17 protein-coding genes, 4 tRNA genes and 1 rRNA gene are annotated in these 24,636 nt (G+C 64.8%); 1 reads left to right on the top strand and 21 read right to left on the bottom strand.

The features are described from left to right. Positions 1 to 79: 79 nt before the first annotated feature. From F3J18_RS11665 to F3J18_RS11635, 7 genes are all read right to left on the bottom strand, one after another. Positions 80 to 994: a glyoxylate/hydroxypyruvate reductase A gene (locus tag F3J18_RS11665; protein WP_166912898.1), complete on the bottom strand. Its 915-nt coding sequence runs from the start codon at positions 992 to 994 to the stop codon at positions 80 to 82. Between the two features lie 2 nt (positions 995 to 996). After that, positions 997 to 1,776, bottom strand: a complete 780-nt coding sequence (locus tag F3J18_RS11660; protein ID WP_096749858.1) for a class II aldolase/adducin family protein — start codon at positions 1,774 to 1,776, stop codon at positions 997 to 999. Between the two features lie 48 nt (positions 1,777 to 1,824). Beyond that, positions 1,825 to 3,144, bottom strand: coding sequence for an MFS transporter (locus F3J18_RS11655; protein WP_029951217.1), 1,320 nt, complete (start codon positions 3,142 to 3,144; stop codon positions 1,825 to 1,827). 143 nt (positions 3,145 to 3,287) lie between these two features. Further along, positions 3,288 to 4,463, bottom strand: a complete 1,176-nt coding sequence (locus F3J18_RS11650; protein WP_166912897.1) for a porin — start codon at positions 4,461 to 4,463, stop codon at positions 3,288 to 3,290. A 285-nt stretch (positions 4,464 to 4,748) separates the two neighbouring features. After that, positions 4,749 to 5,774 (bottom strand): histone deacetylase family protein, encoded by a 1,026-nt coding sequence (locus F3J18_RS11645; protein WP_166912896.1) that lies wholly within the window; start codon positions 5,772 to 5,774, stop codon positions 4,749 to 4,751. Beyond that, the gene (locus F3J18_RS11640) at positions 5,771 to 7,045 is read right to left on the bottom strand and encodes a Zn-dependent hydrolase (protein ID WP_166912895.1); all 1,275 of its coding nucleotides are present in this window, start codon (positions 7,043 to 7,045) and stop codon (positions 5,771 to 5,773) included. Before F3J18_RS11640 ends, F3J18_RS11645 begins: the two co-directional genes overlap by 4 nt. A gap of 63 nt (positions 7,046 to 7,108) precedes the next feature. Then, complete coding sequence (locus tag F3J18_RS11635; protein WP_036048510.1) at positions 7,109 to 8,422, bottom strand: MFS transporter; 1,314 nt, start codon at positions 8,420 to 8,422, stop codon at positions 7,109 to 7,111. Between the two features lie 190 nt (positions 8,423 to 8,612). Here F3J18_RS11635 and F3J18_RS11630 point away from each other — a divergent pair, with 190 nt between their 5' ends. Continuing rightward, positions 8,613 to 9,569 (top strand): LysR family transcriptional regulator, encoded by a 957-nt coding sequence (locus tag F3J18_RS11630; protein WP_105850874.1) that lies wholly within the window; start codon positions 8,613 to 8,615, stop codon positions 9,567 to 9,569. Between the two features lie 118 nt (positions 9,570 to 9,687). Here F3J18_RS11630 and rpoC read toward each other — a convergent pair whose 3' ends face one another. The 14 genes from rpoC to rrf all read right to left on the bottom strand — a co-directional run bounded on the left by rpoC (position 9,688) and on the right by rrf (position 24,628). Next, positions 9,688 to 13,950: a DNA-directed RNA polymerase subunit beta' gene (gene rpoC / locus F3J18_RS11625; RefSeq protein WP_025101108.1), complete on the bottom strand. Its 4,263-nt coding sequence runs from the start codon at positions 13,948 to 13,950 to the stop codon at positions 9,688 to 9,690. Positions 13,951 to 13,971: 21 nt separating this feature from the next. Then, positions 13,972 to 18,081 (bottom strand): DNA-directed RNA polymerase subunit beta, encoded by a 4,110-nt coding sequence (rpoB, locus tag F3J18_RS11620; RefSeq protein ID WP_025101107.1) that lies wholly within the window; start codon positions 18,079 to 18,081, stop codon positions 13,972 to 13,974. A 375-nt stretch (positions 18,082 to 18,456) separates the two neighbouring features. Then, positions 18,457 to 18,831, bottom strand: coding sequence for a 50S ribosomal protein L7/L12 (rplL, locus tag F3J18_RS11615; RefSeq protein ID WP_013696354.1), 375 nt, complete (start codon positions 18,829 to 18,831; stop codon positions 18,457 to 18,459). 54 nt (positions 18,832 to 18,885) lie between these two features. Further along, complete coding sequence (rplJ, locus tag F3J18_RS11610) at positions 18,886 to 19,383, bottom strand: 50S ribosomal protein L10 (protein WP_013696353.1); 498 nt, start codon at positions 19,381 to 19,383, stop codon at positions 18,886 to 18,888. Between the two features lie 297 nt (positions 19,384 to 19,680). Next, entirely contained in the window at positions 19,681 to 20,379 is a 699-nt protein-coding gene (gene rplA, locus F3J18_RS11605) for a 50S ribosomal protein L1 (protein ID WP_013696352.1), read from the bottom strand. After that, the gene (rplK, locus tag F3J18_RS11600; RefSeq protein ID WP_013696351.1) at positions 20,380 to 20,811 is read right to left on the bottom strand and encodes a 50S ribosomal protein L11; all 432 of its coding nucleotides are present in this window, start codon (positions 20,809 to 20,811) and stop codon (positions 20,380 to 20,382) included. Positions 20,812 to 20,952: 141 nt separating this feature from the next. Continuing rightward, entirely contained in the window at positions 20,953 to 21,510 is a 558-nt protein-coding gene (gene nusG, locus F3J18_RS11595; protein WP_013696350.1) for a transcription termination/antitermination protein NusG, read from the bottom strand. Position 21,511: 1 nt separating this feature from the next. Further along, positions 21,512 to 21,892 carry a preprotein translocase subunit SecE gene (secE, locus tag F3J18_RS11590; protein ID WP_012734344.1) on the bottom strand — a complete coding sequence of 127 codons (381 nt, stop codon included), beginning with the start codon at positions 21,890 to 21,892 and terminating at the stop codon, positions 21,512 to 21,514. A gap of 39 nt (positions 21,893 to 21,931) precedes the next feature. Continuing rightward, positions 21,932 to 22,007: transfer RNA gene (locus tag F3J18_RS11585), tRNA-Trp, on the bottom strand. A 57-nt stretch (positions 22,008 to 22,064) separates the two neighbouring features. Beyond that, entirely contained in the window at positions 22,065 to 23,255 is a 1,191-nt protein-coding gene (tuf, locus tag F3J18_RS11580) for an elongation factor Tu (RefSeq protein WP_025099469.1), read from the bottom strand. A gap of 62 nt (positions 23,256 to 23,317) precedes the next feature. Next, a tRNA-Thr gene (locus F3J18_RS11575) sits at positions 23,318 to 23,392 on the bottom strand. A 26-nt stretch (positions 23,393 to 23,418) separates the two neighbouring features. Beyond that, a tRNA-Gly gene (locus F3J18_RS11570) sits at positions 23,419 to 23,492 on the bottom strand. Between the two features lie 38 nt (positions 23,493 to 23,530). Then, positions 23,531 to 23,616 (bottom strand) — tRNA-Tyr (locus tag F3J18_RS11565). 898 nt (positions 23,617 to 24,514) lie between these two features. Next, positions 24,515 to 24,628: ribosomal RNA gene (rrf, locus tag F3J18_RS11560) — 5S ribosomal RNA — on the bottom strand. Positions 24,629 to 24,636 lie beyond the last annotated feature (8 nt).

The following is a 24,636-nucleotide window of genomic DNA, read 5'->3' as shown; positions in this document are numbered from 1 at the left end:
CCGCGCATCTTCTTTCGGAACCCACCGCGACCTTCAGCAGCAACAGGACGCAAGGCAACGCCCTTGCCGCCAGGCCCGCTCAATAGCCCAGCGCCGGATCGACCCGATTGGCCAGCGGCAAACCCTCGCGCAGACGCATCACGTTGTCCGCGATCTGCGCGGCGATCCGCTCGAAGCTGGCCACCGAGGCCATGTGCGGCGTGACGACCAGGTTCGGCGCATCCCAGAACGGATCGTCCTCGGGCAGCGGCTCGCGCTCGAACACGTCGATCACCGCGCCGCCGAGCCTGCCGTCCTCGAGCGCGGCCAGCACGTCCGCCGCGACCAGATGCTCGCCGCGCCCCACATGGATCAGCTTCGCCCCGCGCGGCAGGCGCGCGAGCAGGTGCCGGTCGATCAGGGCGCGTGTATCGGCGGTGAGCGGCAGCAGGCAGACCAGCATCTCGCTGCCGGCCAGGAAGTCGTCGAGCTGCCCGGCACCGAAGGTCTCGATGCCGTCCAGACACTTGCGCTCGCGCGACCAGCCGCGCACGCGGAAACCCGCCCCGGCCAGCAGCCCGGCGACATGCCGGCCCAGCGCGCCGAGCCCCATCACGCCGATCGTGCGTGCCTGCGCCGCGACCTGCGGCTCGCGCAGCCAGCGCCGTTCGCGCTGGTTGGCGAGCACGCGATCGAAACCGCGATGGAAATGCAGCACGGCCCACATCACGAACTCGCCCATGCCCTCGGCGTGGACGGGATCGACCACGCGGCACACGGGCACCGCGGGCAGCTCGGGATCGGCCAGGATGTGGTCGACACCGGCGGCGATGCTGTGCACCAGCCGCAGCGAGGGCAGCCGCGCCAGCGCGCCGGCCGGCGGACGCCAGCAGACGGCGATCTCGGCATCGTGCCCGTCGGCGCCGACCACCTGCAGCCCGGGCAGGCGCTCGCGCAGCGGCGCGAACAGCGGCGACAGGTCGAACCCGTCGCTGAGAAAGGCGATGCGCGTCATGATCAGCTACGGTAGTCGGTCGCGCCGCCTTCGATGAGCCGCAGCGCGGCCTGCCACTGCAGCGCGATGATCGCGTCGGCCTCGTCGCGATCGAACTGCTCCGCCGTGAGCCGGCGCACCGCTTCGGGCGGCAGGATCAGCTCGGCGTTGCCGGCCAGCGCGCGCACCTGGATCTGGCAGGCGCGCTCCAGGAAGTAGATGTTCTGGAAGGCCGCCGCCACCGAGCGCCCGGCCGCGAGCAGCCCGTGGTTGCGCAGGATCATCGCGCTATGCGGGCCCAGGTCGCGAATCAGCCGTTCGCGCTCGCCGAGGTCGAGCGCGATGCCCTCGTAGTCGTGATAGCCGATCCGCTCGTGGAACTTGAGCGCGTGCTGGCTGATCGGCAGCAGCCCGTGACGTTGCGCCGAGACGGCCGAGCCGGCCGCCGTGTGCGTGTGGATCACGCAGCACAGGTCCGGGCGCGCCATGTGGATCGCCGAGTGGATCGTGAAGCCGGCCGCGTTGACGCGATGGCGCGCCGGGTCGCCATCGCCATTGGCGGCCGCGGGCTCGACCACGCGCCCTTCGGCGTCGATCCTGACCAGGTCGGAGGCGCGCATTTCATGGAACAGCACGCCGTAGCGGTTGATCAGGAAGTGATGCTCGGGGCCCGGCACGCGCGCGGTGATGTGCGTGTCGATCATGTCGGTCATGCCGAAGTGCGCGACCAGCCGATACAGCGCGGCGAGCTCGACGCGCGTCGTCCATTCGGCCTCGGGAATCGGATGTGGTTCGGTGTGCATGGTGGTCGATGACAGGAAGAAAAAAGGGCGAGACTGGATGCCCGCGCGTCACGCCGCCGGCACGGAGCCGGCCGCCGCCTCGTGCGCGGGCGCGAGACGGCGCTGGTAGCGCGCCAGCGCGACGATGCCGACCAGCGAGACGGCCGACAGCAGCGAGAAGAACATCGCGAGCGGCAGCCACTGGCCGCGGTAGTGCTGCGCGAGCATGGTGCCGATCAGCGGGGTGGTGCCGCCGGCCACGGTCGCGCAGAGCTGGTAGGCGATCGAGATGCCGGAATAGCGCAGCGGGGTCGGGAAGGCCCGCGTCATGAAACCGGCGATCACGGCATAGACGGCCGACAGCACCACCACCGCCAGCGCGATGCCGAGCACGATCAGCACCGGCTGCTGGCTGTTGACGAGCACGAACATCGGATAGGGCGTGAAGATCGACAGCAGCGCCGCCGCGCCCAGGAAGCGCGCATCGCCGAAACGCTGGGCCAGCAGCGCCGAGACCGGCTGCGAGGCGAGCTGGATCAGCGTGACTGCGAACAGGCAGTCGAGGATCAGCGGCTTGGGCATCTTCAGGAAGCTCGTCACGTAGGAGATCATGAAGGTGTTGGTGAAGAAGAAGCCGGCCGAGCCGATGGTGGTGGCCGCCGCGGCATAGACGATCGGCCTCCAGTAGCCGCGCAGCACTTCCCTGACCGGCGCCTTGGCGCGCCGGTTCTCGCGCCGGGCCTGCTCGAACTCGGGCGATTCGTTCACGCCGAGGCGCACCACCACGCCGGCCACCAGCAGCACGAAGCTGGCCAGGAACGGCAGCCGCCAGCCCCAGGCCAGGAAGGCCTCGTGATCGAGCGCCGAGACGGCGCGGAATGCGATCAGCGAGAGCAGCAGCCCGGCCGGGCTGCCCAGCTGCGGGAACGAGGCGAACAGCGTCTTGCGCCCGGGCGCGGCATGCTCGCTCGACATCAGCACCGCGCCGCCCCATTCGCCGCCGACCGCGATGCCCTGCACGATGCGCAGCAGGATCAGGATCACCGGCGCGGCCACGCCGATCGACGCATAGGATGGCAGCAGACCGATGCCGGTGGTCGCCACGCCCATCAGGAACATGGTCAGGATCAGCATTTTCTTGCGGCCGAGCCGGTCGCCCCAGTGACCGAACACGGCGCCGCTCAGCGGCCGCGCGATGAAGCCGACCGCGAAGGTCGCGAACGAGGCGAGCGTGCTGACGAACGGATCCGCGCTCGGGAAGAACACGCCGCCGAGCACCAGCGCGGCGGCCGTGGCGTAGGTATAGAAATCGTAGAACTCGATGGTCGTGCCGATGAAGGCCGCGAGCGCGGCGCGGATCGGCTGGCGTTGAGGGACGGTGGACGTCATCGGGGATCCTGGGTCGGGTTGCCGTGCATGCGGCCTTGCGGCGCCACGGCCTGCCACCTTTATCGGTGACCAATATCGGCTCGTAAAATGCCGAATTCTTATGCGGAGCATGAACCGGATTCATGCTCCGCCCGGCGCATCGCTCAGAACCGGTGCCGGATCCCGGCAACCGTGACGAGCTGGTGGCTGTTCGAGGACGGCGTGGCGAAGGCCACCGCCGCGACCGCCTTGCGGCCCGTCGAGTCGGTGCCGCTGGCGAGCTGGTAGACGCCGACCGCGTAGAGGTCGGCGCGCTTGGAGAGCGAATAGTCGAGGCCGGCCTCGAGCTGGCTGTACTTCGCGCCCTCGCGGCCGTTCACGCTGCTGCTCCTGGTCAGCGCGTAGGAGGCCGCCACCTGCAACGCCGGCGTGATCAGGTACTTCGCGTTCAGCTCGAAGGTATTGAAGGCGACGCTCGCGCCCGGCATCGAACTGGTCGAGCCGCTCACGGCGGTGGCGCCGAGGTTCTGGAAGCGCGTGTTGCTGTAAACGGCGCCGAAGGTCGCCGCGCCGAGCGTGTAGGTGCCGCCCGCATTGACGATCTGCTGCGAGCCGGCGCTGGCGTAGCCGCTGTAGACGGGGCTCGCCATGTTGCTGCCGCTCGCGCTGTCGTTGGCCTTGTTGCCGTACAGCGAGAAGTTCGGATTACGCGCGAAGGTGTAGGCCGCGGCGGCCTTGAACGGGCCGCCTTGCCAACCGAGGCCGAAGCCGTAGATCTGGTTGCGCGAGCTGCTGCCGGCCACGCCGCCGAAACTGTAGAGCGCCTCGGCATTGAAGCCGGCCCAGGTCGGCGAGCTGTACTTCAGTGCGTTGTTGACGCGAAACGAGCCGTCGAGGTCGTCGAGATCGCCCGGATGCGCGCCGTAGCCGGCTCCCGACAGCGCCCAGTCCTCGCCCGCCTCGAAGATGCCGACCATCTCCGCGTTCGGCAGGTACTGGCGCCCCGCCGTCAGCGTGCCCAGGCGCGAGGAGCCCAGGCCCACATAGACCTGGCGGCCGAACAGGTCGCCGTTCTGCCCGAGCGCGCCGGTCGAGCCGTTGAAGCCGCCTTCCAGCACGAACAGCGAAAACAGGCCGCCGCCGAGTTCCTCGCGGCCGCGCAGCCCCCAGCGGCTGCCCGATTCGTTGCCGCTCGTCAGCGCGTACTGGCGGCTGCCGGCCGCGTTGGTGTTGATCGCGATGCCCTGGTCGATGATGCCGTACAGCGTCACCGAGTTCTGCGCGTGGGCCAGGCCGTTGGCGCACAGCAAGGCGGCGCCGAGGCAAAGCGGTTTGTACATGGTGGACTCCCTGTCGTATGGTCGATGAGTCGATTCGCAGTGCGAAGCTGTGAATTCGTGAAATGGCTCGCGTCGGCGGCCTGGGTGATTTATCCATCGCCGATATCGCTGCGTAAAATGCCGTTTACTCATCGTCAGTATTAATGGCGTTCATCCATCGATACCGCGCGACGCGCCTGGAAAAAACAAACGCGGCGCCGGGAGCATGAGCCTGCTCCCGGCGCCGCGTTTCCTTGCATCGAACCCCCGACGATCCGCCTCGGGCGGATCGCGATTAACGCATCGCTAGCCTCGTGCCTCGCCGAACCCGCCGAAGAAGGCGCGCGCATTCGCCTCCAGGCTCTCCAGGTGATAACCACCCTCCTGCACGATCACGGTCGGCAGACCCAGCGCGCCCACCGCGCCGCCGAGACGACCGAAGCCCTCGGTGGTGACGGCCACCTTCGATTGCGGATCGTCGCGGTAGATGTCGAAGCCGAGCGCGAGCACGATCGCATCGGCTTCGAAGCGACGCAGCACGCGCAGCGCATCGTCGACGCGCTCGAAGAACATCGCCTCCGAGGCGCCGTGCGGCATCGGCAGGTTGACGTTGTAGCCATCGCCCGCGCCGCTGCCGGTCTCCTCCTCGTAGCCGGCGACGACCGGGTAGAAGTTGGTCGGATCGCCATGGATCGAGATGTAGAGCACGTCGTCGCGACCGTAGAAGATCTCCTGCACGCCCTGGCCGTGATGCATGTCGGTGTCGAGGATCGCCACGCGGCCGAAGCGCTGGCGCAGCGCCTGCGCGGCGATCGCCGCATTGTTCAGGTAGCAGAAGCCGCCCGCCGCATCGCGCCGCGCATGATGGCCGGGCGGCCGGCACAGGCCCCAGGCCTCGCGTGCGCCGCCGTTCACGGCCTCGGCCGCGGCCAGCGCGCTCTGCGCCGACCAATAGGCCGAACGCCAGGTCTGTTCGCCGACCGGGCAACTGCCGTCGGTCAGGTAGCGCGCCGCCTGGGCCAGCACGCCGCGCAGCGGGTTCGGCTCGCGCACGAAGATGTTCGACATCACCTCGTCGCCCCAGTCGTCGGGCATGCGCTTCCAGTCGCGATGCGCTTCCTCGAGAAAGCGCAGGTAGTTCATGTCGTGCACGGCCGCGATCGCCGCGGTACCGCGATCGGCCGGCGCCTCGACCGTGAAGTCGAGCGAGCCGGCGGCAGCCACCAGCCGCGCCGCGCGCTCCGGCACTTCCTGCGGCTCGCGCATCTGGCCGCGTGACAGATAGCTGCGCGGATGGTGCAGCAGTTGCTCGGGATGGAAGAAGGTTTTCATCGGCTCTCCGATTCGTCGTTGATCGTGGCGGCGCTGCGCGCGCCGGCGCGTGCGAGCACGGCCTGCAGCAGCACCTCGGCGCCGCGTGTCACGTCCTCGGGCAGCGCGTCCTCGGCTTCGTTGTGCGAAAGACCGTCCACGCAGGGAATGAAGACCATCGCGCTCGGGCAGTGACGCGCGAGGTGGATCGCGTCGTGGCCGGCGCCGCTGACGATGCGCTGGTTCGAATACCCGAGCGCGTCGACCGCCTGCTGCACCAGCGCCACGCAGCTCGCGTCGAAGGGCGTGGCGGGGCTGCGCCAGTAGGTCGAGATCTCGACGCGCAGGCCGCGCTCGGCCGCGATCCGCTCGAACGCGGCGCGCAGTTCGCGCTCGATCGCATCGACCTCGGCATCCTCGTGATGGCGCAGGTCGACGGTGAACGCGAGCTGCCCGGCGATGGTGTTGCGCGAGGCGTTGGGGATCGTCGCCTGGCCGATGGTGGCCAGCCCGCGCGGCGCGTAGCTTGCGATGATGCGCTCCAGTTCGAGCGCCATCCGAGCACTCGCGAACAGCGCATCCTTGCGATACGGCATCGGCGTGGTGCCGGCGTGGGCGGCCACGCCCGTCACCGTCACGTCGAGCCAGCGGATCGCCTGGCCGCCCGTCACCACGCCGATGGTGGTGCCGTTGGCCTCGAGCACCGGCCCCTGCTCGATATGCGCCTCGAAATAGGCATCGATGCGTTCGCCGCCGATCGCGCGCTGCCCGCGATAGCCGCTCGCATCGAGCGCCTCGCCGAGCGTCACGCCGTGCGCATCGCGCGTCGCCAGCGCGGCATCGAGCGGCGTCGCGCCCGTGTAGACGGCCGAACCGAGCATGGCGGGCGTGAAGCGGGCGCCCTCCTCGTTGGTCCACGAGACGATCTCGATCGGCTTCTCGGTGGCCTGCCCCGCATCGTTCAATGCGCGCACCAGTTCCAGCCCGGCCAGCACGCCGTAGACGCCGTCGAAGCGGCCGCCTTCGGGCTGCGTGTCGAGGTGGCTGCCGACCAGCACCGGCGCGGCCTCGGGATCGGTGCCGGCGCGCCGCGCGAACAGGTTGCCCACCGCATCGACGCTGACCGTCATGCCGGCCCCGCGGCACCATTGCGCGAAACGCTCGCGCCCACGCCGATCCTCGTCGGTGAGCGCCAGGCGCCGTACGCCGCCGCGCGCGGTCGCGCCGATTTCCGCCATCTCCATCAGGCTGCGCCAGAGGCGCGCGCCGTCCACCTTCACTTGCCTGTCCATTCGTTTTCCTGAGCGTTGTCCACAGCGAATCGTGTTGCCCGCCGGCTCGGCGCCAGCCCTGCCTCAGCCATGCGAGGTGAGCGCGTCGGCCGCGTCCTGGCGTGCTTCGCGCCGCGCGTCGAGCGCCACGATGCAAAGCAGCGAGATCGCCGCGAGGCAGGTATAGAACACCGCCAGCGGCCACCACTGGCCGCTGTAGCGATGCGCGAGCCAGGTGCCGACCAGCGGCGTGAGGCCGCCCGCGATCGCGCCGCAGACCTGGTAGGCCAGCGAGATCGCCGAGTAGCGGATGTGGGTCGGGAAGATGCCGCTGATGAAGCCGGCGATCACCGAGTAGAAGCTCGCCATGCAGATCACCGCCAGCGCGATGCCGATCACCATCGAGACGGTGCTGCCCTGCTGCACCAGCACGAACATCGGATAGGGCGAGGCCATCGCCAGCAGCGCGGCCAGCTTGAGGAAGCGCGCCCCGCCGATCTTCTCGGCCAGCCAGGCGGCGCAGGGCTGCGACAGCAACTGGATCACGGCGACCACGAACAGGCAGTCGAGGATCATCGAGCGCGTCACGCCGACATACTGCGTGGTGTACGCGATCATGAAGGTATTGGTGAAGTAGACGCCGGCGATGCCGATCGTGTTGGCGCCGATGCCGAGCAGCACCAGGCCGCGCGCGGAACGGAACACCTCGGCGATCGGCAGCTTGGCGGTGCGCCGCGTCTCGCGCAGGCGGGCGAACTCGGGCGATTCGTTGACGCCGAGCCGGATCAGGATGCCGACCACCAGCAGCAGCGAACTCGCGAGGAAGGGCAGGCGCCAGCCCCAGGACAGGAAGGCGGCCTTGTCCATCGAGGTGACGGCACGGAATGCCAGCAGCGAGAGGATCAGGCCGGCGGGGCTGCCGAGCTGCGCGAACGAGGCGAAGAAGGTGCGACGCCCTTGCGGCGCGTGTTCGCCGGCCATCAGCACCGCGCCGCCCCATTCGCCGCCCACCGCGATGCCCTGCACCACGCGCAGCAGCACCAGCAGCACCGGGGCGAGCACGCCGAGCGTCGCGTAGTCGGGCAGCAGGCCGACGCAGACGGTGGCCGCGCCCATCATCATCAGGGTGGTCATCAGCGCCTTCTTGCGGCCGATCCGGTCGCCGAGGTGGCCGAACACGATGCCGCCCAGCGGCCGCGCGAAGAAGCCGACCGCGAAGGTCGCGAACGAGGCCATGGTGCTGACGAAGCGGTCGCCGGACGGGAAGTAGAGCTCGCCGAACACCAGCGCGGCGGCCGTGGCGTAGATGTAGAAGTCGTACCACTCGATCATCGTGCCGATGAAGGCGGCACTCGCCGCGCGAGCGGGCTGGCGGGCAGGGGTGGATTGCGGGGTCATGCTGGCTCCTGATGCACCGGCAGGCCGCGCGGGCCCCGGGCGCGTTCGTCACGGGTCGGCGTGCCCGGTTCGGCGATCGACCGTGCACGGGGTCTTTATCGATAGCCAGAAAACATTAGTCAAATTTCAAGTTATTATTCGCCGCATAATTGAAATTTATAGTTTGCCCGCGACCCGCCCGGACCTCACGATGCGCGCCGATTTCTCCCGCTTCCTCAACGATCGCCTCGACTGGAACCTGCTGCGCACCTTCCTGGTGATCATGCAGGAGCGCAGCCTGAGTCGCGCCGCCGCGCGCCTGCACGTGACGCAGCCGGCGGTGAGCCAGGCGCTCAAGCGGCTCGAGGAGGCGCTCGAGCACCGGCTGATCGAGCGGCGCGGCCCCTACTTCGCGCCCACCGCCGCCGGCGACGCGGTCTACCGGATCGCCAGCGACCTGTACGGCACCATCTCGCGGCTCGACTCGGAGCTCGACGACCGCGCCGACATCACCGGCGCGATCCGCCTGCTCAGCATCAGCCGCATCGAGTCGCCGGTCTACGACGAATTCCTGGCCGAGTTCCACCGCACGCATCCGCGCATCGACCTGCAGATCGAGGTGATGCGCTCCTCCGACATCATTTCCTCGCTGCTGCAGAAGACCGCCACGGCCGGGCTCGGCCTGTGCCGCACGCCGCACGACAAGCTCGAGATGCGCCCCTTCCTGCGGCAGCGCTATGCGATCTTCTGCGGGCGCCATCACCGGCTGTTCGGCAAGTCCTCGCTGAGCATGGACGACCTGCTGGCCGAGAACTTCGTGTCCTTCACCAGCGACCAGCTCGGCGACAGCCTCTCGCCGCTGACGGTGTTTCGCGACCAGCGCGGTTTCACGGGCCGCATCGTGGCCTCCTCGCCCAGCCTGGACGAAGTGCGGCGGCTGATCTTCTCGGGTTACGGCATCGGCTGCCTGCCCGAGCACATCGTGCGCGACGACCTCGCCCAGCAGCGGCTCTGGCGACTGCCGCCGGACGAGGGCCTGGTCGACGTCGACGTGCACCTGCTCTGGCATCGCGAGCGCAAGATGAACGCGGCCGACCTGGCCTTCCTCGAGAGCCTGGAGCGCCACATGCGGCGCTATTCCTTCGCCGAGCGGCTCGGCGCGAAGTAAGGTTCGACGCCCGCGCAGGCGCCAACCACCGCGAAATCGACGGACGAAAAAAAACCGCCCGGTCGAAACCGGGCGGTCTTGATGGCGGAGCCTGGAAGGCGGCTTGCGCCGCGCTCGCTTACTCCGCGTTCGGGTGCTGCTGCGACTCGACGGTGTCGGGTGTGTCGGCAGCCGGCGTTTCCGGGATACCGAAATCGAAGGCCTCTTCCGCCGCGATCTGGTCGAAACGCTCGCGATCCGAGACTTCCTTGGTCCGGCGTGCCTTGTGGAACGCCAGGCCGGTACCGGCCGGGATCAGACGGCCGACGATCACGTTTTCCTTCAGGCCGCGCAGATCGTCGCGCTTGCCCATGATCGCCGCTTCCGTCAGCACGCGCGTCGTCTCCTGGAACGATGCCGCCGAGATGAACGAATCCGTCGACAGCGACGCCTTCGTGATACCCAGCAGGATGTTCTCGTAGATGGCCGGACGCTTGTCTTCCGCGATCATGCGATCGTTTTCGTCAAGCATGTCCGAACGCTCGACCTGCTCGCCCGGGATGAAGCGCGTATCGCCGTTGTCGGTGATCTGCACACGACGCAGCATCTGGCGAACGATCACCTCGATGTGCTTGTCGTTGATCTTCACGCCCTGCAGACGATACACGTCCTGCACCTCGTCGACGATGTAGCGCGACAGCGCCTCGATACCCTGCAGACGCAGGATGTCGTGCGGATCGGCCGGGCCGTCCACGATCATTTCGCCCTTGTTGACGACCTGGGCATCGTGGACCAGGACCTGCTTTTCCTTGGCGATCAGGAACTCGTGCTGGTTGCCCTCGAGATCCGTGATGACCAGGCGCTGCTTGCCCTTGGTGTCCTTGCCGAACGAGGTGGTACCCGTGACTTCGGCCAGGATGCCGGCATCCTTCGGCGAACGCGCTTCGAACAGTTCCGCCACCCGCGGCAGACCGCCGGTAATGTCACGCGTCTTCTGCGCTTCGGTCGGGATACGTGCGAGCACTTCACCCACCTGCACCTGCTGGCCGTCCTTCACGGTGATCAGCGCGCCGACCTGGAAGCCGATCTGCACCGAGTGCTCGGTGTTCGGGATCTTCACTTCCTCGCCGTTCGCGTCGAGCAGCTTGACCTGCGGGCGCACGCTCTTCGAGGCTTGCGAGCCGCGGCGCTTCACGTCGATCACGACGAGCGTCGACAGCCCCGTCACGTCGTCGATCTGCTTGGCGACCGTCACGCCTTCCTCGACGTTCTCGAACTTCACCGTACCGCCGTACTCGGTGATGATCGGGCGCGTCAGCGGATCCCAGGTGGCCAGTTGCGTGCCGGCCTTGATCACGTCGCCGTCGAGCTGCAGCAGCGTCGCGCCGTACGGGATCTTGTGACGTTCGCGCTCGCGGCCGAGATCGTCGGTGATCATGGCCTCGCCCGAACGCGAAATGACGATCTGCTCGCCCTTCGCGTTGGTGACGTAGCGCATGGTCGCCGTGAAGCGGACCGTACCGTTGCTCTTCGCCTCGACCGACGAAGCCACCGCCGCACGCGAAGCCGCGCCGCCGATGTGGAAGGTACGCATGGTCAGCTGCGTGCCCGGCTCGCCGATCGACTGCGCGGCGATCACGCCGACCGCCTCGCCGACGTTGACGAGCGAACCGCGGCCCAGGTCGCGGCCGTAGCAGGCAGCGCACAGGCCGTAACGCGTTTCGCAGGTCAGCGCGGTGCGCACGCGCACCTCGTCGATGCCGAGGCGTTCGATTTCCTCGACCGCCGTCTCGTCGAGCAGGGTGCCCGATTCGTACAGCGTTTCCTGGGTTTCCGGGTTGACCACGTCGGCCACGGCCACGCGGCCGAGAATCCGGTCGCGCAGCGCCTCGACGACTTCACCGCCTTCCACCAGGGCCTTCATGGCCACGCCGTTGCTCGTGCCGCAATCGTCCTCGACCACCACCAGATCCTGCGTGACGTCGACCAGACGACGCGTCAGGTAACCCGAGTTCGCGGTCTTCAGTGCCGTATCAGCCAGACCCTTACGTGCACCGTGGGTCGAGATGAAGTACTGCAACACGTTCAGGCCTTCGCGGAAGTTCGCCGTGATCGGCGTCTCGATGATCGAGCCGTCCGGCTTCGCCATCAGGCCGCGCATCCCGGCCAGCTGACGGATCTGGACCGCGGAACCCCGCGCGCCCGAGTCGGCCATCATGTAGATCGAGTTGAACGATTCCTGGCGCGTTTCCTTGCCGTCGCGATCGACCACCGGCTCCGTCGAGAGCTGCTCCATCATCGCCTTGCCGACCGCTTCCGACGTCGCCGACCAGATGTCGACCACGTTGTTGTAGCGTTCCTGGGCGGTGACGAGACCCGACATGTACTGGCGGTCGTATTCCTTCACCTTCTTCGCGGCGTCGCCGACGATGGTTTCCTTCTGCGTCGGCACCAGCATGTCGTCCACGCAGATCGAGATACCGGCGCGCGTCGCGAGACGGAAGCCCGACTGCATCAGCTGGTCGGCGAACACCACGGTCGCGCGCAGACCGCACTTGCGGAACGCGGTGTTGATCAGGCGCGAGATTTCCTTCTTCTTCAGCGGCTTGTTCAGCACCGAGAACGGCAGGCCGGCCGGCAGGATTTCCGACAGGATCGCGCGGCCGACAGTGGTCGCGTACAGCGAGATCTTCGGCACGAACTGCGGCGCGCCTTCCGACTTGTCCTCGTTGTGGACCATTTCGGTGATCCGCACGTTGACGCGCGAAGCCAGCTCGACTTCCTTGTTCTCGTACGCACGCAGGACTTCCGACACGCCCGTGAAGGACATGCCCTCGCCCTTGCCGTTGACGGCTTCGCGCGTCGCGTAGTACAGGCCGAGCACGATATCCTGCGACGGCACGATCGACGGATCGCCGTTGGCCGGGAACAGCACGTTGTTCGAGGCCAGCATCAGCGTGCGCGCTTCCATCTGCGCTTCCAGCGACAGCGGCACGTGGACGGCCATCTGGTCACCGTCGAAGTCGGCGTTGAACGCCGCGCAGACCAGCGGGTGCAGCTGGATCGCCTTGCCTTCGATCAGCACCGGCTCGAACGCCTGGATGCCCAGGCGGTGCAGCGTCGGCGCGCGGTTCAGCATCACCGGATGCTCGCGGATCACCTCTTCGAGGATGTCCCACACCACCGCCGTCTGGTTCTCGACTTCCTTCTTCGCGGCCTTGATGGTGGTGGCCACGCCCATCACTTCGAGCTTGTTGAAGATGAAGGGCTTGAACAGCTCGAGCGCCATCAGCTTGGGCAGGCCGCACTGGTGCAGCTTCAGCGTCGGGCCCACCACGATGACCGAACGGCCCGAGTAGTCGACGCGCTTGCCCAGCAGGTTCTGACGGAAACGACCGCCCTTGCCCTTGATCATGTCGGCCAGCGACTTGAGCGGACGCTTGTTGGCGCCCGTCATCGCCTTGCCGCGACGACCGTTGTCGAGCAGCGAATCGACCGCTTCCTGCAGCATGCGCTTTTCGTTGCGCACGATGATCTCCGGCGCCTTCAGCTCGAGCAGACGCTTCAGACGGTTGTTCCGGTTGATCACGCGGCGATACAGGTCGTTCAGGTCCGAGGTCGCGAAACGACCGCCGTCGAGCGGCACCAGCGGACGCAGTTCCGGCGGCAGCACCGGCAGGACTTCGAGGATCATCCACTCGGGCTTGATGCCCGAGCGCTGGAATGCCTCGAGGACCTTCAGGCGCTTCGCGTACTTCTTGATCTTCGCTTCGGAGCCGGTGTTCTTGAGCTCGGTGCGCAGCGTCTCGACCTGTTCGTCGATGTTGATCGCGCGCAGCAGCTCGCGAACGCCTTCCGCGCCCATCTCGGCGCGGAACTCGTCACCGTATTCCTCGACCTTGTTGTAGTAATCCTCCTCGGTCATGATCTGCCGCGCCTTCAGCGGCGTCATGCCCGGTTCGATCACCACGTAGGCTTCGAAGTACAGCACGCGTTCGATGTCGCGCAGCGTCATGTCGAGCACCATGCCCAGACGCGACGGCAGCGACTTCAGGAACCAGATGTGGGCGACCGGCGAGGCCAGCTCGATGTGGCCCATGCGCTCGCGGCGCACCTTGGCGAGCGTCACTTCGACGCCGCACTTCTCACAGATCACGCCGCGGTGCTTCAGGCGCTTGTACTTGCCGCACAGGCACTCGTAGTCGCGGATCGGCCCGAAGATCTTCGCGCAGAACAGACCATCCCGCTCCGGCTTGAAGGTGCGGTAGTTGATGGTTTCCGGCTTCTTGACTTCGCCGAACGACCAGGAGCGGATCTTGTCCGGCGAGGCCAGACCGATCTTGATCGCGTCGAAGACTTCTTCCTGTTGGACTTGCTTGAATAGATCGAGCAGAGCTTTCATTGCTTTCTCTCCGTAGTCCGATTAGTTGCGATCGAGGTCGATGTCGATACCGAGCGAGCGGATTTCCTTCACCAGCACATTGAAGGATTCCGGCATGCCCGCGTCGATCACGTGGTCGCCCTTGACGAGGTTCTCGTACACCTTCGTCCGGCCGTTCACGTCGTCCGACTTCACCGTCAGCATTTCCTGCAGCACATACGATGCGCCGTAGGCCTCGAGCGCCCACACTTCCATTTCCCCGAAACGCTGGCCACCGAACTGCGCCTTGCCGCCCAGCGGCTGCTGCGTGACGAGCGAGTACGGGCCGGTCGAACGCGCGTGCATCTTGTCGTCGACCAAGTGGTGCAGCTTCAGGTAGTGCATGTAGCCGACCGTCACGGTCCGCTCGAATGCCTCACCCGTGCGGCCGTCGTACAGGCGCACCTGGTTCTTCGACGGCGTCATGCCGAGCTGCTGCGCGATGTCGTCCGGGAACGCCAGGTCGAGCATCTTCGACATTTCCTCTTCGGTCGCGCCGTCGAACACCGGCGTGGCGAACGGAACGCCCTCGCGCAGGTTCTTCGCGAGTTCGAGGATCTCGTCGTCGCTGAAGCTCTCGAGGTCTTCCGCGCGGCCCGACTCGTTGTAGATCTTGGTCAGGAACACACGCAGTTCCTCGATCTTCGCCTGGCGCGCCAGCATTTCGCCGATCCGCCAGCCGAGGCCCTTCGCGGCCCAGCCGAGATGGACTTCGAGCACCTGGCCCACGTTCATCCGCGACGGCACGCCCAGCGGGTTCAGCACGACGTCGGCCGGACGGCCGTCGGCCATGTACGGCATGTCTTCCACCGGCACGATCTTCGAGACCACGCCCTTGTTACCGTGACGACCCGCCATCTTGTCGCCAGGCTGCAGGCGACGCTTGACCGCGAGATAGACCTTGACCATCTTCAGCACGCCCGGCGGCAGTTCATCGCCTTGCGTGAGCTTCTTGCGCTTCTCTTCGAAGGCCAGGTCGAACTGGTGGCGCTTCTCCTCGATCGAGTTCTTGATCGCTTCGAGCTGGGCCGCCGCTTCCTCGTCCGCCAGGCGGATGTCGAACCAGTGGTAGTGGTCCAGATCCGACAGGTAGGCCTGGTCGATCTTGGTGCCCTTGGCCAGCTTCTTCGGGCCGCCGTTGGCGACCTTGCCGTCGAGCATGCGCGCCAGACGCTGGAAGGCATCGCCTTCCACGATACGCAGCTGGTCGTTCAGGTCGAGGCGGTAGCGCTTCAGTTCGTCGTCGATGATCTGTTGCGCGCGCTTGTCACGCACGATGCCTTCGCGCGTGAACACCTGCACGTCGATCACCGTGCCGCTCATGCCCGAGGGCACGCGCAGCGAGGTGTCCTTCACGTCCGAGGCCTTCTCGCCGAAGATCGCGCGCAGCAGCTTCTCTTCCGGCGTCAGCTGGGTCTCGCCCTTCGGCGTGACCTTGCCGACCATCACGTCGCCCGCTTCGACCTCGGCACCGATGTAGACGATGCCCGATTCGTCGAGACGGCCGAGCTGGATTTCCGCCAGGTTCGAGATGTCGCGCGTGATTTCTTCCGGTCCGAGCTTGGTGTCGCGAGCGACCACGTTCAGCTCTTCGATGTGGATCGACGTGTAGCGATCGTCCGCCACCACGTTCTCCGAGATCAGGATCGAATCCTCGAAGTTGTAGCCGTTCCACGGCATGAACGCGATCAGCATGTTCTGGCCGAGCGCGAGCTCGCCCAGGTCCGTCGAGGCGCCGTCGGCCAGCACGTCACCGCGCGCGACCTTGTCGCCCATCTTCACGATCGGACGCTGGTTGATGTTCGTGTTCTGGTTCGAACGCGTGTACTTGATGAGGTTGTAGATGTCGACACCGACCTCACCCGCCACCGCTTCGTCGTCGTTCACGCGAATCACGATACGGCCCGCGTCGACATAGTCGACCACGCCGCCGCGATAGGCCTGGACCGTGGTGCCCGAGTCGACCGCGCAGGTGCGCTCGATGCCCGTGCCGACCACCGGCTTTTCCGGACGCAGGCAAGGCACGGCCTGGCGCTGCATGTTCGAGCCCATCAGTGCGCGGTTCGCGTCATCGTGCTCGAGGAACGGGATCAGCGATGCGGCCACCGAGACGATCTGCGACGGCGCCACGTCCATGTACTGGATGCGGTCCGGCGTGACCATCATGGTTTCGCCCGCTTCACGCGCCGACACCAGTTCGTCGGTCAGCTCGCCCGTGTTCTCGTCCACCGAGGCGTTCGCCTGGGCGATCACGTAGCGGCCTTCCTCGATCGCCGACAGGTAGTCGATCTGGTCGGTCACCTTGCTGTCCGTCACCTTGCGGTACGGCGTCTCGAGGAAGCCGTATTCGTTCAGGTGGGCGTACAGCGCCAGCGAGTTGATCAGGCCGATGTTCGGACCTTCCGGCGTTTCGATCGGGCACACGCGGCCATAGTGGGTCGGGTGCACGTCACGGACTTCGAAGCCGGCGCGCTCGCGCGTCAGGCCGCCCGGGCCCAGTGCGGAAACACGGCGCTTGTGCGTGATTTCCGACAGCGGGTTGGTCTGGTCCATGAACTGCGAGAGCTGCGACGAACCGAAGAACTCGCGGATCGCCGAGGAAATCGGCTTCGAGTTGATCAGGTCGTGCGGCATCAGGTTTTCGCTTTCGGCCTGGCCGAGGCGTTCCTTCACCGCGCGCTCGACACGCACCAGGCCGGCGCGGAACTGGTTCTCCGCCAGTTCGCCGACGCAACGCACGCGACGATTGCCGAGGTGGTCGATATCGTCCACTTCGCCCTTGCCGTTGCGCAGCTCGACCAGGATCTTGATGGTCGCGAGGATGTCGTCGTCCAGCAGCGTCATCGGGCCGACGATCTCGTCACGGCCGACACGGCGGTTGAACTTCATGCGGCCGACCTTCGACAGGTCGTAGGCGTCTTCGCTGTAGAACAGGCGGTTGAACAGCGCCTCGACGGCTTCTTCCGTCGGCGGCTCGCCCGGGCGCATCATGCGGTAGATGGCGATACGCGCGGCCGTCTTGTCGGCCGTCTCGTCGACGCGCAGCGTCGAGGAGATGTACGGACCCTGGTCCAGATCGTTCGTGTAGATCGTCTGGATTTCCTTGATCTTCGCGTCGCGCAGCTTGTCCAGCACGCTCTCGGTGATCTCGTCGTTCGCGTTCGCGATCACTTCGCCGGTGTCGCCGTCGACCACGTTCTTCGCCAGCACGCGGCCGAGCAGGTAGTCTTCCGGCACCGAGATGAACTTGGTCTTCGCGGCTTCCAGGTCACGGATGTGCTTCGCGTTGATCCGCTTGTCCTTCTGGACGATGACCTTGCCATCGCGATCGCTGATGTCGAAACGCGCGACTTCGCCACGCAGGCGCTCGGGCACGAACTCCATCTGCGCGCCTTCGTCCATCAACGTGAAGTTGTCGAACACGAAGAAGTTCGCGAGGATCTGTTCCGGCGTCAGGCCGATGGCCTTCAGCAGGATCGACACCGGCATCTTGCGGCGACGGTCGACGCGGAAGTACAGGACGTCCTTCGGGTCGAATTCGAAGTCGAGCCACGAGCCGCGGTAGGGAATGATCCGCGCCGAGAACAGCAGCTTGCCCGAGCTGTGGGTCTTGCCCTTGTCGTGTTCGAAGAACACGCCCGGGGAACGGTGGAGCTGCGACACGATCACGCGCTCGGTACCGTTGATGACGAACGAGCCGGTCGGCGTCATGAGCGGAATTTCGCCCATGTACACTTCCTGCTCCTTCACTTCCTTGACCACCGGCTTGCTCGGCGATTCCTTGTCGAGCAGCACCAGGCGCACCTTGGCGCGCAGTGCCGAGCAATAGGTCAGGCCGCGCTGCTGGCATTCCTTGATGTTGAATGCCGGCGACGACAGGGCATAGCTCACGAACTCGAGACGAGCGAAGCCATTGTGCGAAACGATCGGGAAAACAGAGGTGAAGGCGGCTTGCAGGCCTTCGGACTTGCGTTGTGCTGCAGACACTTCAGCTTGCAGAAACGTGCTGAATGATTCAAGCTGAGTGGCTAGCAGGAAAGGAACTTGGTGAACGATGGAGCGCTTCGCGAAACTCTTGCGAATACGCTTCTTCTCGGTGAAGGAATATTGCATACGATCTCCGAATCACGGCGGGCGCTATCGAGGCGGGATACCTGGACGTGTCAAACCCGAGTGTTCACCGACTGAGACCCGATAGCCGTGCGGCGGCTCGAGCCGAGAAGCTTGGTGGTTGGCCGCTACCAACCGCTGGCTGACGGCAGCGGATGCCTGTGTTGCCCGCTACCCGACCAAACTTGCCTTCTGCAGTCGCTTCAGAAGACAAAGAGAATCGCCGGTTGCACGCATCGCGATGCGCCTTGGGCGGTTTTCTTTGGCTTCTGGGGCCATCCATTTCGACACACGAATTGAGTGTCAAAACAGCGTCCCCACAAAGCACAAAAAGGCCGGCGGTATAAAACCGCCAGCCTTCGCGCAGCTCGTCGAAACTTACTTGATTTCGACCTTTGCGCCAGCTTCTTCCAGCTTCTTCTTCGCTTCTTCAGCGGCAGCCTTGGGCACGGCTTCCTTGACGGGCTTCGGTGCGCCGTCGACCAGGTCCTTCGCTTCCTTCAGGCCCAGGCCCGTCAGTTCGCGAACGGCCTTGATGACGGAAACCTTGTTGGCGCCCGTTTCAGCCAGGATGACCGTGAATTCGGTCTGCTCTTCGGCTGCAGCAGCTGCGCCGCCGCCTGCCGGGCCAGCAACTGCCACTGCAGCTGCCGACACGCCGAACTTCTCTTCGAACGCCTTGACCAGTTCGTTCAGTTCCAGAACAGTCATGCCTTCGACTGCTGCCAGGATGTCTTCTTTTGCGATTGCCATGTGAAATACTCCTAAATTGAATGCGGGTACAGCCAGCGATCTGTGATGCCGACGTTATGCAGCTTCGGCCTGCTTCTTCTCGGCCAGCGCGGCCAGGGCGCGCGCGAAACCGGAAACAGGCGACTGCATGACGAACAGCAGCTTCGAGAGCAGTTCTTCGCGGCTCGGGATGCTTGCCAGCGCTTGCACGCCAGCCTTGTCCATCACCTTGCCATCGAACGAACCTGCCTTGATGATCAGCTTGTCATTGCTCTTCGCGAAGTCGTTCACGACCTTCGCGGCAGCAATCGCATCTTCAGAGATGCCGTAGATCAGCGGGCCGGTCATCTGCTCTGCCAGCGTAGCAAACGGCGTACCTTCAACTGCGCGACGTGCCAGGGTGTTCTTCAGCACGCGCAGGTACACCTGCTTTTCACGCGCTTGCGCGCGCAGCTTGGTCAGATCGCCAACCGCAATTCCACGATACTCAGCCAGCACAACGGTCTGGGCCTTCGCGACTTGCGCGGAAACCTCAGCGACGACGGCTTGCTTGTCTTCTCTATTAAGCGGCACGGTTAGCCTCCAGAAACGATACGATCGGCATGGGCCTTTCGTACCTCGTTCAACAACGGCGTCCGAGTCGTCAGGAGTATTTCCGCCGCCGGCCCGGATCGCTCCGCGCCATCGGCTTCACCACTTCAAAACTTGTTCGGGTTCGCCATCTGCGTTGGCCTGCATTAAGGGAGTGCCTGCCTGCTGCCTCCCACCAACGGTCTTTGATAACCGGTCACCCTGCGCTCGCGCGCCGGGCAACCGCCCAAAGCCCTGGTTGGATGGCCCCACCGCGGCGGGGCCATCCGAATACTGCGATTACTGTGCGGCCAGCGACGATTGGTCGACGCGAACGCCGATGCCCATCGTGCTCGACAGCGCGATCTTGCGCAGGTACACGCCTTTGCTGGTCGCCGGCTTGGCCTTCTGCAGCGCTTCGATCAGCGCCGACAGGTTGGAGCGCAGCGCGGTCGGCTCGAACGATGCACGGCCGATCGTGGCGTGGATGATACCGGCCTTGTCCACACGAAACTGGACCTGACCCGCCTTCGCGTTCTTGACTGCGGTGGCGACGTCCGGCGTGACCGTGCCGACCTTCGGGTTCGGCATCAGGCCGCGCGGGCCGAGGATCTGGCCCAGCGTACCGACGATACGCATCGTGTCCGGCGAAGCGATCACGATGTCGAAATCCATCTGACCGGCCTTGATCTGCTCGGCCAGGTCTTCCATGCCGACGATTTCAGCGCCGGCTGCACGAGCCTGCTCGGCCTTGTCGCCTTGTGCGAACACGGCAACGCGAACCGACTTGCCGGTACCTGCCGGCAGCACGACCGAACCGCGAACCACTTGGTCCGACTTCTTCGCGTCGATGCCGAGCTGGACTGCGACGTCGATCGATTCGTTGAACTTCGCGCTCGCGCATTCCTTCACGAGTGCCAGTGCGTCTTCGATCGCGTACAGCTTCTGACGGTCGACCTTAGCGGCAAATGCCTGACGACGCTTCGAGATCTTGGCCATTTACACGCCCTCCACGGTGATGCCCATCGAGCGTGCGCTGCCCGCGATGGTACGAACTGCCGCGTCCAGATCCGCTGCCGTGAGGTCAGGCATCTTGGTCTTCGCGATTTCTTCAGCTTGTGCGCGCGTGATCGAACCGACCTTGTCGGTGTGGGGCTTGCTCGAGCCCTTGTCGATCTTCGCTGCCTTCTTGATCAGGACGGTCGCCGGCGGCGTCTTCATCACGAACGTGAAGCTCTTGTCCGCGAATGCCGTGATCACGACCGGAACCGGCAGGCCCGGCTCCATGGCTTGGGTCTGCGCGTTGAACGCCTTGCAGAACTCCATGATGTTCAGGCCGCGCTGGCCCAGTGCCGGACCGACCGGCGGCGACGGGTTGGCTTTACCTGCAGGGATCTGCAGCTTGATAAAGCCGACAATCTTCTTTGCCATGTGTACACCTCGTTGGAACGCCAGGCTGGCGTTCGGTGAGTGATAACGCGCGTTCGCCATGTGGCTACTGACGCTCCTCAACGGTCAATGATGCGGACCGTAATCGCGACGACGGGCAGCGCGAAGGCTGCCCATCCAAACTCAGACTTTCTCGACCTGGCCGAACTCGAGCTCGACCGGTGTAGCCCGCCCAAAAATGGTGACGGACACGCGCACTCGCGATTTTTCGTAGTTGACTTCTTCGACCGTGCCGTTGAAATCGGTGAACGGGCCTTCCTTGACCCGGACCATCTCGCCCACTTCGAACAGGGTTTTCGGACGCGGCTTTTCCACGCCTTCCTGCATCTGCGACATGATCTTTTCGACTTCCCGCGGGGAAATCGGGCTCGGCCGATTGCGTGCACCGCCGACGAAGCCCGTCACCTTGGCCGTGTTCTTCACGAGGTGCCAGGTTTCATCCGTCATTTCCATCTCGACCAGCACGTAGCCGGGGAAGAAACGACGTTCGGTCACCGCCTTATGACCACCCCGGACTTCGACGACCTCTTCGGTCGGCACCAGGATCTGGCCAAACTTGTCTTGCATGCCGGCACGTTCAATGCGCTCCTGAAGCGCACGTTGCACGCTCTTCTCCATACCGGAGTAGGCGTGCACGACGTACCAACGCTTTCCGCTCGGGATCGCCGGAGTATCGCTCATATCATTTCCAACCCAGAATCGCCGAGAAAATCACCCATTCGATCGACTTATCGCTAAGCCAAAGGAAGAGCGCCATGACCAGCACAAACCCGAACACCACCAGCGTGGTTTGCGTGGCTTCCTTGCGCGTCGGCCATACGACCTTGCGCACCTCCCGGTAGGAATCCTTCGCGAAGGCGATGAAGCTCTTGCCCGGAAGCGACATCAGGGCGACGGCGACACCAGCGATGACCCCAACTGCCAATGCAGCGCCGCGGATGTACCACTCCTTGCCACCAAGCAAGAAGAAGCCCGCAAATCCGGCCAAGACCAGCAATACGCCCAGGCCCAGCATCAGCTTATCGCCGGAGGTATTTACAGTTTCGACGGATGGATTCGCCATAACACCTTAAAACAAATGCCACGTCTGAACGTGGCGATTTGGCAGGGGCAGAGGGAATCGAACCCCCAACCTTCGGTTTTGGAGACCGACGCTCTGCCAGTTGAGCTATACCCCTGTACCAATGGGACCGGACAGCTCCGGCCCCAAAACTGTCGATCAGCGACTAACTGGCTTAGTCGAGGATCTTGGCGACGACGCCGGCGCCGACGGTACGGCCACCTTCGCGGATCGCGAAGCGCAGACCTTCTTCCATCGCAATCGGAGCGATCAGCTTCACCGTGATCGACACGTTGTCGCCCGGCATGACCATTTCCTTGTCCTTCGGCAGCTCGATCGAGCCCGTCACGTCCGTCGTACGGAAGTAGAACTGCGGACGGTAGTTGTTGAAGAACGGCGTGTGGCGGCCGCCTTCGTCCTTGCTCAGCACGTACACTTCAGCCGTGAAGTGCGTGTGCGGCTTGATCGAACCCGGCTTGGCCAGAACCTGGCCACGCTCCACGTCTTCACGCTTCGTGCCGCGCAGCAGGATACCCACGTTGTCGCCAGCCTGACCTTGGTCCAGCAGCTTGCGGAACATTTCCACGCCCGTGCAGGTCGTCTTCTGCGTGTCCTTGATGCCGACGATTTCGATTTCTTCGCCGACCTTCACGATGCCACGCTCGACACGACCCGTCACCACCGTGCCGCGACCCGAGATCGAGAACACGTCTTCCACCGGCATCAGGAACGTACCATCGACCGCGCGCTCCGGCGTCGGGATGTACGTGTCCAGCGCATCGGCCAGGCTCATGATCGCCGTCTCGCCCAGCTCGCCCTTGTCGCCTTCCAGCGCCAGCTTCGCCGAACCCTTGATGATCGGCGTGTCGTCGCCCGGGAAGTCGTACTTCGACAGGAGTTCGCGAACTTCCATCTCGACCAGCTCGAGCAGTTCAGCGTCGTCCACCATGTCGCACTTGTTCAGGAACACGATGATGTACGGAACGCCAACCTGACGCGCCAGCAGGATGTGCTCACGCGTTTGCGGCATCGGGCCGTCGGCGGCCGAGCACACCAGGATCGCGCCGTCCATCTGCGCGGCACCCGTGATCATGTTCTTCACGTAGTCGGCGTGGCCCGGGCAATCGACGTGTGCGTAGTGGCGGTTCGCCGTTTCGTACTCGATGTGCGCGGTGTTGATCGTAATGCCACGTGCCTTTTCTTCCGGCGCCGCGTCGATTTCGTCGTACTTCTTCGCTTCGCCGCCGAACTTCGCCGACAGAACCGTTGCGATGGCTGCCGTCAGCGTCGTCTTGCCGTGGTCAACGTGACCGATCGTACCGACGTTGACGTGCGGCTTGGTCCGCTCAAATTTTTCCTTGGCCATTTTCAACTCCCTTAAGGAATTTCACATGTTGCGCCGCGCGCAAACAGACACTGACAACTTGATGGTGCCCATGGGCAGGATCGAACTGCCGACCTCTCCCTTACCAAGGGAGTGCTCTACCACTGAGCCACATGGGCGAAACAAGTACTTACTACATGGAACGTGGAGCGGGTGAAGGGAATCGAACCCTCGTCGTAAGCTTGGAAGGCTTCTGCTCTACCATTGAGCTACACCCGCGCGGGCCACTTTACGATCCCTTACCGCTCTGCATGTCTTGGTGGAGGAGGTTGGATTCGAACCAACGTAGGCGTAAGCCAACAGATTTACAGTCTGCCCCCTTTAGCCACTCGGGCACCCCTCCGTAGAGAACTGACGATTATGGTGGTACGCAGACTTCGTGTCAAGCACCCTCGGAGATTTTTTATCGCCCCGCTGATACCGCCGTGCCGGCATGCCATGTCGATCGCCTCCCTCGGTGCGCCGTCCATCAATGCCCTGTAAAAGCATCGCGTCGCGCCGAATTCGACGACCGCAGCGGAAACTGCTCCCGCCCAGACCGTCGCTCCGATTTCCGTGAAAGCTCCCCGGAAAAACGGAAGACGCAAATCATAAGGGGTCGCGACGATTAAGCCAAGGGCTAAAGCACGTTTTCTGAAAATTTTTTGATGTTTCGTGCTTTGGGGCGTGGTCGACCGAACGGTGCTGGCCCCGAAGAAGCAGCCGGTTGCGCCTGGCGCAAAGGTGGGCGCGGCCCTCCAGCCGTGCTTGCGATGTTCCGTGCAGTTCCTCGACACCCTCCAGCGCCAAGACGCTACTTCGCTTCGGACAGTCGGCATTGAGCCATGCGGCAGATGAAGGCTCGTGGATCAGCTCGTCGGAACGTCTCATCCAGCTCCCGTTCGCCGTGACGTTGCGTTGCCTCCAACTTGCCCGCCACGCCGCCGAAACACTCGAGCGCTCTCCCTGGTCATCCTCCGGGCCTGCGAAAGCTGCAGACGCGGCATACGCGCCCTCTACGAGCCAAGGCAAGGCATGACGAACACGATCGATTCGACGGGAGATAGCGACTCGAGCTTGTTTGCATTGCGCCGCAACCGCCATGGGGCCACTGGAGCGGGATCAGCAGTCGATCGATCCACCGGCCTGAATTTCACCAGGTTGCCGGCTCACCTGAGGTGCGCTGATTGGATTAGTTTTCTTGCGCTGAAAAGACAAAACCCCCGCTGCCTTTTGGGCAACGGGGGTTGTCATGAAGGGAAGCCTGACGATTACCTACTTTCACACGGGCAATCCGCACTATCATCGGCGTGGAGTCGTTTCACGGTCCTGTTCGGGATGGGAAGGGGTGGTACCGACTCGCTATGGTCATCAGGCTAAAGGG

It is taken from the genome of Burkholderia sp. Ax-1720, from assembly GCF_011753035.1.
In the GTDB taxonomy this organism is placed as follows: Bacteria; Pseudomonadota; Gammaproteobacteria; order Burkholderiales; family Burkholderiaceae; genus Burkholderia; species Burkholderia gladioli.
Note: the sequence above shows the minus strand (reverse complement) of the source record. Positions and strands in the feature narration are given on the sequence as shown.

What these genes read in the sequence shown, in the direction of transcription:
- secE (WP_012734344.1), bottom strand. Translation starts at nt 21,892, where the DNA reads ATGGCGAATCCATCCGTCGAAACTGTAAATACCTCCGGCGATAAGCTG.
- rplA (WP_013696352.1), bottom strand. Translation starts at nt 20,379, where the DNA reads ATGGCCAAGATCTCGAAGCGTCGTCAGGCATTTGCCGCTAAGGTCGAC.
- tuf (WP_025099469.1), bottom strand. Translation starts at nt 23,255, where the DNA reads ATGGCCAAGGAAAAATTTGAGCGGACCAAGCCGCACGTCAACGTCGGT.
- rpoC (WP_025101108.1), bottom strand. Translation starts at nt 13,950, where the DNA reads ATGAAAGCTCTGCTCGATCTATTCAAGCAAGTCCAACAGGAAGAAGTC.
- F3J18_RS11640 (WP_166912895.1), bottom strand. Translation starts at nt 7,045, where the DNA reads ATGGACAGGCAAGTGAAGGTGGACGGCGCGCGCCTCTGGCGCAGCCTG.
- rplL (WP_013696354.1), bottom strand. Translation starts at nt 18,831, where the DNA reads ATGGCAATCGCAAAAGAAGACATCCTGGCAGCAGTCGAAGGCATGACT.
- rpoB (WP_025101107.1), bottom strand. Translation starts at nt 18,081, where the DNA reads ATGCAATATTCCTTCACCGAGAAGAAGCGTATTCGCAAGAGTTTCGCG.
- rplK (WP_013696351.1), bottom strand. Translation starts at nt 20,811, where the DNA reads ATGGCAAAGAAGATTGTCGGCTTTATCAAGCTGCAGATCCCTGCAGGT.
- F3J18_RS11655 (WP_029951217.1), bottom strand. Translation starts at nt 3,144, where the DNA reads ATGACGTCCACCGTCCCTCAACGCCAGCCGATCCGCGCCGCGCTCGCG.
- nusG (WP_013696350.1), bottom strand. Translation starts at nt 21,510, where the DNA reads ATGAGCGATACTCCGGCGATCCCGAGCGGAAAGCGTTGGTACGTCGTG.
- F3J18_RS11665 (WP_166912898.1), bottom strand. Translation starts at nt 994, where the DNA reads ATGACGCGCATCGCCTTTCTCAGCGACGGGTTCGACCTGTCGCCGCTG.
- F3J18_RS11660 (WP_096749858.1), bottom strand. Translation starts at nt 1,776, where the DNA reads ATGCACACCGAACCACATCCGATTCCCGAGGCCGAATGGACGACGCGC.
- F3J18_RS11630 (WP_105850874.1), top strand. Translation starts at nt 8,613, where the DNA reads ATGCGCGCCGATTTCTCCCGCTTCCTCAACGATCGCCTCGACTGGAAC.
- F3J18_RS11645 (WP_166912896.1), bottom strand. Translation starts at nt 5,774, where the DNA reads ATGAAAACCTTCTTCCATCCCGAGCAACTGCTGCACCATCCGCGCAGC.
- F3J18_RS11650 (WP_166912897.1), bottom strand. Translation starts at nt 4,463, where the DNA reads ATGTACAAACCGCTTTGCCTCGGCGCCGCCTTGCTGTGCGCCAACGGC.
- F3J18_RS11635 (WP_036048510.1), bottom strand. Translation starts at nt 8,422, where the DNA reads ATGACCCCGCAATCCACCCCTGCCCGCCAGCCCGCTCGCGCGGCGAGT.